The organism is Streptomyces sp. NBC_00996, assembly GCF_045162675.1.
Classification (GTDB): domain Bacteria; phylum Actinomycetota; class Actinomycetes; order Streptomycetales; family Streptomycetaceae; genus Streptomyces.
In genome coordinates, this window is the sequence record NZ_CP108723.1 from 2,214,458 (window position 1) to 2,227,278 (window position 12,821).

The following is a 12,821-nucleotide window of genomic DNA, read 5'->3' on the forward strand; positions in this document are numbered from 1 at the left end:
GGGTGGATCGCCTCGCCGAGCAGGAACGCTGGGGCGAGGTGTACGCGCCGTACGTACCGCAAGGCCGCCAGGCGCTGCCTTGCGCTGGACGGCCTGTCCGGCGACTGGCGGTGGACGCTGTGGTCCGAGCTACGGGGGCCCGGCTGTCTGTGACGGGCCGGGCCCCCGTGTTGTCCCCCGAACAGTCAGCGTGCAGCAACCGCGGCGACATCCTCTCCGCAGCACTGCGGAATGCGGACGCAGAGTCCGGCGTCTTCGTCAGCAGTGGTTCGGGCCGTCGTCTCCGTACCCCAACTTGCGCGAAAGGAAGGGCTGTTCGCCGTTTGGCGGATACGATGCGGTACGTCGCCAATGCCGGAGAAGATCTGTTTTTCTGGAGAGGTGCCGTGATGTCAGAGAGACGAACGGAGGGCCCGGGAGCTGTCGACCGGTGGCCGCACGGTACGTTCCTGGCCGATCTGGCTGGTTCCCCGGAGGTCGAGAAGCCCCTGCTCTCCCTGGGGACACCACGCTCGTACGAGTCGGGTGAACACCTCCTGATCGAAGGCCTTCGGGAGACCTTCGTACTGCTCCTCCTCAACGGCGTCACCAAGGTCACCGCGACTGCGGAGGACGGGAACACCGCGCTGCTGGCCATCCGGCTCGGCGGGGATCTGGTCGGGGAGTTCGCCGCCTTCGACAACCGGCCCAGGTCAGCCACCGTCACTGCCGCCGGGGCCGTGACCGCCCGACGCATCGGCCAGCGTGACTTTCTGGAGTGCCTGGACGGGTGTCCGGCCGCGGCGCTGGCCGTCAGCCGGATGCTGGTGCGCAAGAACAGGTGGTCGGTACGGCGCCGGGGCGACTTCAGCGGCTGTCCGGTGGCGATCCGCGTCGCCAGGGTCCTCCTCGATCTGGTGGAGGACTACGGAGAGCCACGGCACGGCGGCGTGGTGATAGGACCACGGCTCACCCAGGCGGAACTCGCCGGACTCGTCGGCGCCCGAGAGCGCCGGGTGCACCACGTGCTTGCCGAACTGGCCGGGCAGAGAGTCATACAGGTCGGCTATGGGCGGACGACTGTCCTGAATCCGGCCGGGCTGCGACGGGCCGCCCTGCTGACGGAGCCCGACGGCTGACCCGAGCCGGCACCGGACGCGCACGGCACGGAAACGAGGGGGAACCGGACGGATGCGGGACAGCGACACGGCGTACAAAGGCGCGGACGATGGCCGCGGTGATCACGGGGAGGTGCGTGGCGACGTACTCGCCACGCCCGATCTCGTTGCCGTTGACGGAGTGGTTCCCAAGGGAGGAGCACAGCCTGTCCACGACCGGATCGGCGGTGTCTCCCTCGGCCGACCGCTTGTCTACGCCCTGCAGAACCCGGCCCATCGGCGCGCTACAGCTGACGCGGACCGCGAATTCCTGGTCTGCTTCCCTTTCGACCTGGAGGAGTTGCCCGACGGGCGTCGCTACGAACAGGTCACTCTCACCGTCCACCTGGCCGACGGCATGCACGCGCTGAGCCTCGACCCGGCTCCAGGTACCGTCGCCGCCGACGGAACGGAGATCTCCGTGTTCGGGCTCGGCAGGCAACGGCTCCGCTGGACCTTCCGGGCCCCGGGTCGCGGCGGCGCGCTCCGCCCCGACGGGCGGTGGGCCCAGGCCGTGGTGCGGATGCCGGCGTCCTCGACGGACGTGTCCGGCCGGGTCAGCCTGAGCACGACGACCGTGCAGCCGGTGCTCGGCGGCGCCCTGCGACGCAGGGCGGCGCAGACCCCCTACGACACGCCGTTTCGCATCCGGGCGGTGGAGGTGTGGACGGCGGTCACCCCGCTCACGCACCCGGGGGTGTTCCCCGGGGCTTGGGCTCTGGCTACGTACGTGGACGAGATGCCGGAGTCCGGCGAGCGGGAGCCGGACGACGACAGGCTGCCCCCGGGGCTTCGGCGGCTGTGCCTGGCGGTCGACATCGAGAAGTACAGCGCCCGCGACAACGCCGACATGGTCTGGTTGCAGCGAGTTCTGCTGCGCGCCCTGCGCGCGGCGTGCGAGCGGGTCGGAGTCGTCTGGGAGCACTGCGGCCGGCAGGCCCAGGGCGACGGCTATCTCCTCGTCCTGGAACCGGATGTCGACGAGACCAGGGTCGTACCCGGACTCCTGGCCGGGCTGGCTGCAGGCCTGGCGGCGGCCAACAAACGGTCCGTCGGGGCGAACTCCATCGCTGGGAAGGAGAGTTCGGGGGGCAACCTGGCCAGCGTTCGGATGCGGGCCAGTCTGCACCAGGGCATCGTGCACGAAGCGGACAGCGGATACGCGGGCTCCGCCGTGGTCGCCCTCTTCCGCGTACTCGACTCCGACCCCGTACGCCGCATCCTGGCGGAATCCCCCGACACCGACCTGGTGGCCGCCTTCTCGGACACCCTCTACCAGGACCTCGTCGACACCGGCTACGAGGGACTGTCGGCCGTCGGTTTCCAGAAGGTGGAGATCGAGATCGCGGCCAAAAACTTCACCGCCGTCGCATGGGTGCGCGCGATGCGCTCCGCGTCCGAAGGGTGATTCGTTCAAGTGTGTTCCGACCTCTATCGGCAAAGGAGCCGACATGAGTGACACGGCGTCGGCGGACGCGCTGGCCATGGTCATCGCACGCACCACTCAGGCCATCGAGCTGGTCGGCCCGAACGACCGCGTGCCCTGGCTCTTCGCGCGCTGCTGGATGCGGGCCAGCCGCTACGAGGCGATCGTCAGGGACCCCGCGGACATTGACGGCGCCCTCGACGACTTCGACGACCTGCCCGTGGACCTGCCCGGCCGGGCCAAACTGGCGGCCGTGCTGGCAACCGCCCTCATCAGGTCGGGTGCCCTCCTGGGGTCCGCACGCATGCCCCGCGCGATGGTGCTCGTGGACATCGCCGAGACGGACTCATCCCCACTGCCGGACTGGAAGGTGACCTCCGCGGCGCTGCGGGCGGCGGACCTGTTGGTGGCCTGGCAGGAGAACCGGCCCGGGTACAGTCCGCGCGCCGCGCTGCAGGAGCTGGAAGGGTACGCGCGGATCGTCGGCGACACCCAGCCCCATGCCACCCTGATCGACTCGGCGCGGAGGGGACTGCAGCATCTGATCACCCAGGCCGACATGGATCCGTCGGGAGCCAAACGACTGGCTGACGACATCCGTGGATTCGTGGACGGGCTGGGCCCTCAGTCTCCGCTGCTCGACCGCGGCACGGTGATGGCACTGCTGCAGGAGGCGAACGCCAAGGCCATGCGTGGCGACCACTCGGGCGCCATGGAGAAGCTGGAGGAACTGCGCGAGGCCTCGCTCCGGCTGCCTGTGGGCGATGCCCTGCGGGCGGCGGTGGACGAGGCATGGAACCAGCTCGTCCCCTTTCTGGAGATGCTCCAGACCAGCGGTACGACAGACGGCGGGAACGTACGCCGAGCGCAGTTCGTGAACCCGGTCGGCGACGACCACCTGCGCATGTTCAGGGAGATGGCCGACCAGCCCGGAATCCCGGACAACGAACGCGCCCTCAGGCTGTCCCAGCTGGGCGCGGCCGAACTGGGCACGGATACCCGGCAGTCGGTGGACAGCGCGGTAAAGCACCTCACCGAGGCTCTGTCCGTCGCCACCGAACACGACCCGCGACGCACGTACTACCTGATGTTCGCCGGGGTCGCGCACCTTCGCCGGGTCGAGATGACGGGTGACAGGCGCGACCTCAGGACCGCCACGGAACTGCTCGAACAGGCCTGGCGACAGGCCGAGTCCAGCACCCATGCGCTGTGGACCACGACCGCCATGCCGTTGGCCCACGCCTATCGGCTCGCCGGCCGCAATGAGCTGGGCCGGTCGACGGCACTGAGCGGACTGCGCGGGCACGCGTGGAGCGTGCTGCTCCAGTCGACGCCCGACGAGATGCAGGCCACCGCACGCGAGGCGGCGGGCGACGCCCTGGACACGGCGCGACTGTGCCTGATGGACCATGATCCGGAAGGTGCCGCCACCGCTCTGGACGCGGGCCGCGGTCTGATCCTCTACGCCACGACCGAGACCCGTGACATCGAGGCACGGCTCACCGCCGTGGGCGACCCGGCACTGGCCCGGGAATGGGCTCAGGCACAGCGGAGTCACCTGCCGGACGACGTGCCGGGCGAGCTGCGGCGCCGGGTCATCGGCGCGCTGGCGGGTGTCGAGCTGACGGCCGACGGCTCGCCGACGGCCAGTCCGGCAAGGGGCACGACCCGGCTGCTCGACCCGCCGCAGCCCCACGAGACGAGGGCGGCCCTGCGTTCGCTCGGCGTGGACGCGCTGGTCTACCTGGTACCGGGGGACGAGCTCAACGGTGCCGCCGTGGTGATCCCGGCCGACGCACCCTCGAGCTGGTTTCTGCTGCCGAAGTTGAACGACACCGGGATCGCGGCGTTCGAGGCGTTCCTCTTCGACGCGGCTCAGGGCATGGAGGGCGGGGACCCACGCACCCGTGACAGCGCCCTGCTGGGTGCACGGACCAAGGCCCCTCAGGCGCTCGAGGACATCTGCGAGTGGGCGTGGGAGTCCGCGATCGGGCCGCTCGTCGAGCGTCACCTGACCCTGCCCGCGGACCGCCCGGCACGACTGGTGCTTATTCCTGTACGGGAACTGGCCCGCGTGCCATGGCACGCGGCGCGCACCCGGTCGGTGGACGGGACGTGGCGCTACGCGATGGAGCGCGTCGTCTTCTCTTACGCGCCGTCCGCCCGGCTGTTGTGCGAGTCGGCCTGGCACGACCCGGTGCCCCTCACCGCGGAGGGACTGGTGGTCGCCGACCCCGACCCCGCCGGAAGCGCGAGGGACCTGCCTGCCGCGCGCCTCGAAGCGCTGGCGATCAAGGACTGCTTCTATCCGAACGCGCGATACGTCGGCAGGCTGCCCGACGGAGAGCTGAGCCAGGAAGGATCGGGCACCCGCGACGAGGTGCTGCGCTGGCTCGCTGATCCCGACGGCGGCGCCATGATGCACCTGGCCTGCCACGGAATCGTCGAACAGACCACTTCGGCACGAGACAGCTCCTATCTGCTGCTCGACGGCGGGGAACACCTCGCGGCCGAGCGGCTGGTGCGGACCCTGGGCACCGGCCCCGACCGGGGCATCGCGCTCGCCGTCCTGGCCGCGTGCAGCAGCGGCCGGTCCGGGCGCGGCTATGACGAGGCGTTCAGCCTGAGCACCACGCTGCTGGCCGGCCGGGTCCGGTCGGTGGTGAGCGCGACCTGGAGCGTGCCGGACGAGGCGACCTCGGTGTTGATGTTCATGTTCCACCACTTCCTCAAGGAGGAGGGCCTGGCACCCGCGGACGCCCTGCGCACGGCGCAGCTGTGCATGGTCGGCCGTCAGAAACCGCCGGAGGCCATGCCAGGAAGGATGCGTGCCCAACTCCGCGGCCACGACCAGTCGGACATCGCGTCCTGGGCGGGGTTCGTGCACACCGGGCGGTGAGCGCCACCGCCCCGCGCTCCGTTGTCGGGCCCGGAACAGGACGGTCGGTTCACCGCATGGACACCCGGTCGGCGGACGTCGTGGCGTCGTAGCGGCCGGACCCGAGACACCAGTCGACCAACGGGGCGATACTGCCGTCCACCTGCTCCTCCTCGGCGATGACCGCCGCTGTGAAGAAGAAGCGCACCTCCCGGAACTCCATTTCCATGGCGCGTGCCAGATTGCCCAGCCCCAGCACGTCGACGAGCCAGGCCCGGGTGGACTCGCTGTCGTCCGGCCGCAGTTCGGCAACCGATGGCTGCCGTCGCAGCACGTCGTACTTGCTGACGGCCACCGCGAGCCGGGACTGAGTGAGGGCGCCGTTCATGCGCTTCATCGTCTGTGTGCTCTGGTTGAAGACGAGTTCCGGATCGACCGGAGAGGCGAGGGAGCGGTCCATACCGGCCTGCTGTGCGCCGGACAGCCCCTGCCAGAACGCGGCCACCGACAGCGGGTCGAGCACGAAGACAAAGGTGCGCGCGGTCCGTGCGTACCGCAGGGCGTCGGTGTCCTCCAGGTTGGTGAAGCGCTCTCCGGCGGTGTCGAAGATGTGCACGAGCCTGCGGGCCCGCCCCTTGCCCAGCAGCAGTGAATGCGCGCGCGGCAGGGCCCGTTGGGTCCCGAGCGTGTTACCCCTGATGCCCAACACCTCCCGCAGTACCTCGTACTTGGCCGCGGTGACCCGATCGGCGAATCTCGCCGGGCGACCACCTCGGCCGGCCGCGTCGAACAGCGTCATCAGCATCGCGGCCATCAACTGCGTCTTGCCGGCCGCGGTTCCGCCCACTATCGGCAGCACCGTCTCCGGAACCAGACCGGTGCTGTCGCTCAGCATGCCCTCGCAGTACGGGCAGATCCCCTGCAGACGGTGGCTGCCGGTCATGATCAGTGTCGGCAGCTTGCGTCGGCAGGCACAGCGGCGCTTGAGAACGCCGTAGCGGCCGGGGCGGATGTCCCGGTGCCGGCGTCGGCATCCATCACCCGGGCACTCGTACTCCGGGTACTCCACCAGCTCGTAGCACTGGGGGCAGACCATGCCGTGGTGCAGCCCCTTGGCCCGCAGTACCGCCCGGTCCACGGCCCGCAGCGTGCCGGCCGTGATCCGGACCACGCCCTGCGCGACGTACACCAGGATCGTGTGCAGGAGGCCCAGGAGGGCGAGGAGGACCGCAGCCGTCCCGACGCCGAGCACCAGGCCCAGGTACAGGGTGAGACCGAAGGGCACAGCGGCCAGCCGGCTGACGGTGGGCTGCCCGAAGTAATGGACGGTCGTCCTGGTGAAGGAGTCCGACACGGTGCGGCGGAAGCGACTCAGGGTCAGCAGGGACACGGTGCGCAGATCGCGGGTGGCAGGGCCGTGGAAGTACTGCCGATAGGCGGGTTCCGGCTCGTTCTCCGGCCGATACGGCGGCAGGTGCGCGACCTGGTACTCCGGCGTACGCCGATGCACCACTCCCACCAGGACCTGGCCGTGGAGCCACAGCAGCTGCCCCGTCAGCCCGAGGGCACGGCCGACCGCGATGAGGGGGGCCATTGCCAGGTAGATGACGAGCACGGTCGCGTACAGGACACCCACCAGCGTGTACACGATGAGTTCGGTCACCGCTTCACCCCTCGGCACCGGGTCGCGGGTCCTGAGGCTTCTCGCGTTCCGGCGCACCGGTCTCCGGTGCCCGCTTGCGCGTGCGCTTCGGTTTGTACCAGCGGGTGCGTTTCTGCTCGGCCCGTCGAGCCATCCGCTCGGCGAGGACCGAGTCGAGCGGCCGGACCTCGGCGGCCAGGACGTCCAGATCGGCGGGGCGCCATTGGTGTTCGACGGTCTCCAGCGCCCGGTCCAGAAGCTCTTTCTGGGCGGTGGTCACTGACCGCTGGGCCGTGACCACCGCCAGGATGTTCCGCAGCGATTCGGGGGTCGGCGTCGCCGCCGCGCGACACACCAGTCCTAGATAGCTGAGCGCGGTCCGGTCACCCATCGCGAGAAGGACGCGGGCGAGCTCCCGGGGTGTTCCCGGACATTCCAGGAGAGCCCTGGGGAGCCGCTGGCGGCGCAGGGCGGCCACCGGTTGCCACAGCGCCGGCCACTGGGTCTCGGCAACCTGCAACAGCCCGGACGCACGGGGGCGTGAGAGCAACTCCGCGATCCGCACGGCGTTCTCGACGCACCCGCGGGTGTCCCGCGGCAGCCACGCGACGCGGTTGGGCGACGTCATGAGGGTGCATAACTCAAGACAGAGCACCAGCTCGTCGCTGTCGTGGATGTCCCGTGCGAACACTGTCTCCAGCCATTTGGCCGCGCTCTCGTCCATCTGGACGGACAACGGCAGCAACGGAACGACCTCGAGTGCCTCCCCGTGTGTCCAGCGCCCTGACGGCCACAGCTTCCGCAGCAACTCACCGTCCAGGACGCAGGGTTCACGCATCTGCAGCACACGCACCAGGCTTTCGGCGGTGCGTGCCGGTTCGCGCTCGGTGCGTGCGATCAGATGATGTTCGCGCAGCAGGGGATGGTGCTCCAGATCGCTCTCCCGCAGCAGTTCACCGGGCAGCCCCCGCAGCAGTTCGGGAAAGTGGTGCGGCTGCTGCGCCAGTTGGTCGCTCAGGGCGAGCACGATGCCCTCCCGGAACTCGGGCCAGTCCGCGGCCACCCGGGTCAGCCGTGCCCGGAAGCGCTCGTCGACGCGCGCCGTCACGATCCGGTCCAGGAGTGCTCGGGTGATCTCGGCGCTCTTGTGCACAAGGGTGTCGTGGTCCGGCTCCAGGCGGGCCGCGGACGCCCACAGCAGCAGATGTACGCCCTGCCGGTCGTCGCAGTCGCGCAGCAGATCCCCGAAACGGGCGGTGGCCTGCCTTCGGAGTACCAGGTCACGGATCGGCACCGGCTCAGCGGCCGCGGGATCGTCCGCCATGTGACGCCGCATCTCGGTCTCGAGCAGTTCGCCCTGTATCTGCTCGATGAGTTCCGTGTCGTGCGTGGTCCGGACGATCCGGCTGAGCAGGGTCAACTGGTCGGCGGAAAGCTGCCGTTGCCGGTAGAGGTCCCTGGCGACGGCGGCCAGCACCTCCGGCGGCAGGTGATCGGAGGTGTCGAGCCAGCCGACGAGGGTGGCCACCTCCTCGTCGTCGAGGGAGGTCCCGCCGGACACCGTCGCCGCCACCGCCGGGGCGTACCAGTCCTGTGGGTCGTGTTCCCGGCCGCTGACGTAGTCGTTCGTCCATGACCAGAAGGTCTGGGCGGTCGGCACGCCGACCCGCCCGAGCAGCCTGGCCAGTGGATGTTCCGGCAGCTCGGGCGACCGGCCGGAGACAAGGTCGAAGACGTGGAAGGCGTCCTGGATGTCCGGGCCGAGACCTACGGGGATCTCGGGTACCGTGCCCACGAGCCGCAGCCTGCTGCGTTCGGGACGGCTCAGATACGTGGCGAAGGACAGAGTCCGGGCGACCGGCGGCGGCAGCAGGTAGCAGACCGCGGCGAACCAGTGGGCGACCGCCGTGGACGACGTGTCGATCACCAGAACGGTGCGGTCCTCAGCGAGAGCAGAGAGGACCGCCGACATCAGCTGCGGCAACCGGTCTCCGTACGGATGACCACGCAGGAAGCGGTCCACGCCCGCCGGGGACAGCGGCCCGGGGCGCGGCGGTCCGGGCAGCTCCGGCAGCCGGGTGTCCGCCACCGGCCGGCTCGCCCACTCGGGAGAGCTCCACAGCTCGATGGGGAGGGACGCCCCTCCTTCACCGGTGAGGTCCAGGCGGCCCAGGGCGTGGGCGAAGTAGTTGCCGAAGCGCTGGGAAGGGTCCCGGCCGACATACCGGACGCAGGCCGCCACGGATGTCTCTCCCGGGCCACCCGGCAGGAAGCACAGATTCACCGGACAGCGTTCCAGATCGGCGGGGTCGTCCGAGTAGATGAGGGACTGCGGCGGCTCGTACGCGACCAGGGCCTCGACCTCGCGCAGGGTCTCCGCGGACACCCCGTCGCTCACCGCGTTGAACTGGTAGCCCGCGTACCCGGTCAGGCCCCGCTCGCACGAGGTGTAGTACATCTGCTGGAGGCCCATCTCACCCCCTGCCCTGCTTCGGTACGGAGCCGAACTCGCTGAGCAGCCACAGCAACGGGTCGGTGACCCGGTACGGCTGGATGCCGGTCGCGGCCACCTTCAGGTCCGGTGTCGGGGTGCGGCCGAGCGCGGAGACACCGAAGTACCGGTAGCGCATGTAGTTGTTCTCCAGCGTTTGGTCCAGGGACACGCCATCCCACTGTTTGAGCAGGTCACGGACCTCCTCGTGCGCGCTGAGACTGTCCGCGACGTCGAATTTGCCGTGCTGCGGCGGATGGACCCGCAGCGGGCTCCCGTCGGGCAACTGGTGCCAGAGGGCGTCCATCTTGGAGAACACCACCGCGACGGGGGTCTTGACCCTGGCGGCGCGTCGGCCCGAGGACCGGGCCAGCAGCATGCTCGTGATCCGGCTCAGCACCTGCTGGGGGGTGTTGCTGTCCGCCTCCGGCATGACGGTGTTCGCCAGCGCCAGCTCCTGCGCGCCCCGCATCTGCAGGGGGTCGAGGACGACGATGATCCCGTCCGCGTTGGACAGATATCGGGTGTTGAGTTCCACGCTCTCGCGCGAGTTGAAGTCCTCGCCCGCGGTGTCGAAGAACGACAGCACCGTGGGCTGGGCGCGGGTGCCGAGCAGCCCGTCCTGGATCCGTCCGAACCGGAACACCAGCGGATCCACCCGGTTGTCCTTGGCCGCTGCGGACTGCGTGCCGAGGACCATCTGCCGGTGCTCGTAGAGCTTGTCCTCGTAGTCGCTGCCGAAGCGGGTCATCGTCGACTCGTCCGAACCCATCAGCGAGACCCGGAAGTTCTCGCCGACGCGGTTCATCAGCTCGTGGAGCAGCACCGTCATGAGGACGGTCTTGCCGGAGTTGCGGGCCCCGACCATCGCTATGAGGCGGTTGTCCACCATGCCGAATTGCACCGGGAGCAGGCTGTGGCACACGGGGCACACGCGGTATGTCGTCTCCCCGCCGCACTGGGGGCAGTCGACGGCCTTCTTGCGGCCGTCAGCGGTGAACACGGGACCGACCTCCCCGCGATCGCCCAGCCGGTCGACCCGCACCTGATCGCGCTCCGCCTTGCAGCGCCGACCGCTGCGGCTCAGCCTTGTGTTGCAGCGGAACTGGATGTTCCGCGCGGCGAAGGTCTCGTAGCAGTAGGGACAGGCGAACATCCTTGCCATTCACGTCACCTTCAGTCGGTGCAGCGCCACGGGGCGCAGGTCGATGTCCTCACCGGGCGGTTCAGCCGGGAAGCAGACCAGCCACGCGTCGCCGCGGTCCGATCGGCGGGAGGGAAACGGGAACTCGATGACGAGGGGTGTGTGCGCCTCTATTCGTTGGGGCGGTATCTCGTGCACCACCGTGCCGTCGGCCGGGTGCGCCGGCCGGTAGCGGCCGCGTCCCATCACCACGTGGAGGGCCGGCAGTTGGCAGGACGTCTCGCTGGTGAACGACACCTTGGCGACCTTGCCGCTCAGCCGCCGCCGGACCGCGGGCTCGTAACGGACCACCGGAAGCCCGGAGGGCACCGCAAGGGACGACGGGGGCTCCCAGCCGTCCGCTCCACCCGGGACCATGGCCTCCACCGTGAGGGTCACCCCGCCACGGCCCACCACCAGGTCGAGGCCACCGTCGTGGTCGTAGACCCGCCGGGAACAACGGACGTCACCCTCCCTGACCCGGCCGTCGGGCAGGCCGGGATCCTCCAGACGCCAGCGCACCCGCGCCGTGAGGCTGCCCGGCGGCCACTCCCAGAGCAGGAGCAGGTGGTCGTCGCGCCGTATCGCCTGGAGTTCGGTCACCGGCACTCCCACGAGGTCATCGCCCGAGGACGCGGTGCGCCCGCCCTCCTGCGCGGCGCCGCGAGGGCCGGGCTCGGGTGGGGACGGCACCGGCGCCCTGTCGTCTGTCGTCGGTGAGGACGGCGCGTCAGGGGCGGCAGGGTCCTCGGGCGGGCCGGACTCCGGGACGGGAGACGGCACAGCCGTCTGCTCGGAGTGGGGCGGTCGCAGCGCGTCGTGGACGGTGCCGTCCCGTGGGGGCGCGGCGGGCTCGGGGTCGGCCGGCCTGGTGTCGGTCCCGCCGCCGTATCGGCCGGTGGCGGGCGGCAGGCTGCCGCGGGGTTCCGGATCGTCGGCCGTGGCGGGCTCGGGGTCGGGGACGGGCGTCATCGGCTTCGTCCCCCGGATGCCCTCGCGGGCCTCTGGACCGGCGGCGTCGGCGCCGAACGACGCCGGCCGCGTGTATCGCCCGGACTCGATCCGCAGCAGACCGAAGTCCTGGATCAGAGCGAGGCCGCGGACCACCGCCAGTTCGGGAGTGGTCGACCGCACCGGGAGGCCGAGGTCGCCCGCGAGGTCCTCGGCCGTACCCGGGGTCGCGGACACGCCCCCGGCCAGCAGCAGCCCCGACGGCCACTGGCCGGTGCGCTGTTGTGCCGCCTTCAGGACGTGGGCCAAGGCGTCGCGGGCACGCGCCCGTTCAGGGGCCAGTACGGCGTCGAGGCGCTCCCGGTCGAACGTCACCGTATGGTCCGTCCCGTCCAGCTGCACCGTCTCGGTCACCTGCTCGGCCTGCGCGAGACGCAACCGGAGCCGTTCGGCGATCCTCAGGAGGGGCGGAGCCACGCGGCTGGACGGCATCTGTCGCAGCAGCTCCAGCGCGACGGCCTCGTCCCGGGCGGCTCCACCCAGCGGGTGCTCGGCGGTCTCCACCAGCCGGACCCTGCGGTCACTGCTGACGGCCAGCACGGTCAGCCGCAGACCGGTGCCGCCCTGGTCCCAGACCAGGACGGTGCTGTCGGTGCCGTCGCGCAGCGCGCCGTAGTGCAGTGCGACGGCCACCGGATCGGGAACGACCTTGTCCACCCGCAGTCCGACGGCCTCGGCCGCTCGTCGCAGTGCCATCTCGTGGGCGTCGGACGCCCCGGGCGGCAGATTCAGCACTGCCCGGCGGTCCTCCCCCGCCCCCGCCTCCTCGGCGAGGCGCAGCAACGCGGTGAGTACCCTGCCCACCAGTTCGGAGGCGGAGACACGGAGCACGTCGGACGGCGGTACGGCCGGCGCCGCCACCGGCTCGGCGGCGAACAGTCTCGACCGTACGGAGAACACGTCGCCGTCCTCGGCGTCCGCCGGCCCCTGCCCGGCTGCGGCCACGGCCGGGACCGCTCCGTCCGCCGTCACGGGCTGCTGCCGCTCGTCCAGCCAGGCGATGCGCGCACAACTGGCGCCCAGGTCGATGCCGTACACGGTCAGGGTGTTCCTT

Annotated in this window: 7 protein-coding genes; 3 read left to right on the forward strand and 4 right to left on the reverse strand. The window is 70.5% G+C overall.

From position 1 onward, the window contains the following. The first annotated feature begins 389 nt into the window (after positions 1-389). Genes OG390_RS10610 through OG390_RS10620 form a run of 3 tightly spaced genes read left to right on the forward strand, consistent with a single transcriptional unit; the run spans position 390 to position 5,461 of the window. A complete protein-coding gene (locus OG390_RS10610) occupies positions 390-1,118 on the forward strand; it encodes a Crp/Fnr family transcriptional regulator (RefSeq protein ID WP_406166932.1) in 729 nt (242 codons plus the stop codon). 52 nt (positions 1,119-1,170) lie between these two features. Then, positions 1,171-2,544, forward strand: a complete 1,374-nt coding sequence (locus OG390_RS10615; RefSeq protein WP_406166934.1) for a hypothetical protein — start codon at positions 1,171-1,173, stop codon at positions 2,542-2,544. 43 nt (positions 2,545-2,587) lie between these two features. Next, on the forward strand, positions 2,588-5,461 hold the full coding sequence (locus OG390_RS10620; RefSeq protein WP_406166936.1) for a CHAT domain-containing protein: 2,874 nt from the start codon (positions 2,588-2,590) through the stop codon (positions 5,459-5,461). A 49-nt stretch (positions 5,462-5,510) separates the two neighbouring features. Here OG390_RS10620 and OG390_RS10625 read toward each other — a convergent pair whose 3' ends face one another. From OG390_RS10625 to OG390_RS10640, 4 genes are read right to left on the reverse strand one after another with little or no spacing between them, the layout of a single operon-like run. Next, positions 5,511-7,103: a hypothetical protein gene (locus OG390_RS10625; protein ID WP_406166938.1), complete on the reverse strand. Its 1,593-nt coding sequence runs from the start codon at positions 7,101-7,103 to the stop codon at positions 5,511-5,513. A gap of 4 nt (positions 7,104-7,107) precedes the next feature. Further along, positions 7,108-9,555, reverse strand: a complete 2,448-nt coding sequence (locus tag OG390_RS10630) for a GTPase-associated protein 1-related protein (protein ID WP_406166939.1) — start codon at positions 9,553-9,555, stop codon at positions 7,108-7,110. A 1-nt stretch (position 9,556) separates the two neighbouring features. After that, positions 9,557-10,738 carry a hypothetical protein gene (locus OG390_RS10635; RefSeq protein ID WP_406166941.1) on the reverse strand — a complete coding sequence of 394 codons (1,182 nt, stop codon included), beginning with the start codon at positions 10,736-10,738 and terminating at the stop codon, positions 9,557-9,559. Continuing rightward, positions 10,739-12,805 (reverse strand): Hsp70 family protein, encoded by a 2,067-nt coding sequence (locus OG390_RS10640; protein ID WP_406166943.1) that lies wholly within the window; start codon positions 12,803-12,805, stop codon positions 10,739-10,741. Positions 12,806-12,821 lie beyond the last annotated feature (16 nt).

Bases quoted from the DNA above. Each gene is read 5' to 3' on its own strand.
- OG390_RS10610 (WP_406166932.1), top strand. From the start codon at position 390: ATGTCAGAGAGACGAACGGAGGGCCCGGGAGCTGTCGACCGGTGGCCG.
- OG390_RS10615 (WP_406166934.1), top strand. From the start codon at position 1,171: ATGCGGGACAGCGACACGGCGTACAAAGGCGCGGACGATGGCCGCGGT.
- OG390_RS10620 (WP_406166936.1), top strand. From the start codon at position 2,588: ATGAGTGACACGGCGTCGGCGGACGCGCTGGCCATGGTCATCGCACGC.
- OG390_RS10630 (WP_406166939.1), bottom strand. From the start codon at position 9,555: ATGGGCCTCCAGCAGATGTACTACACCTCGTGCGAGCGGGGCCTGACC.
- OG390_RS10635 (WP_406166941.1), bottom strand. From the start codon at position 10,738: ATGGCAAGGATGTTCGCCTGTCCCTACTGCTACGAGACCTTCGCCGCG.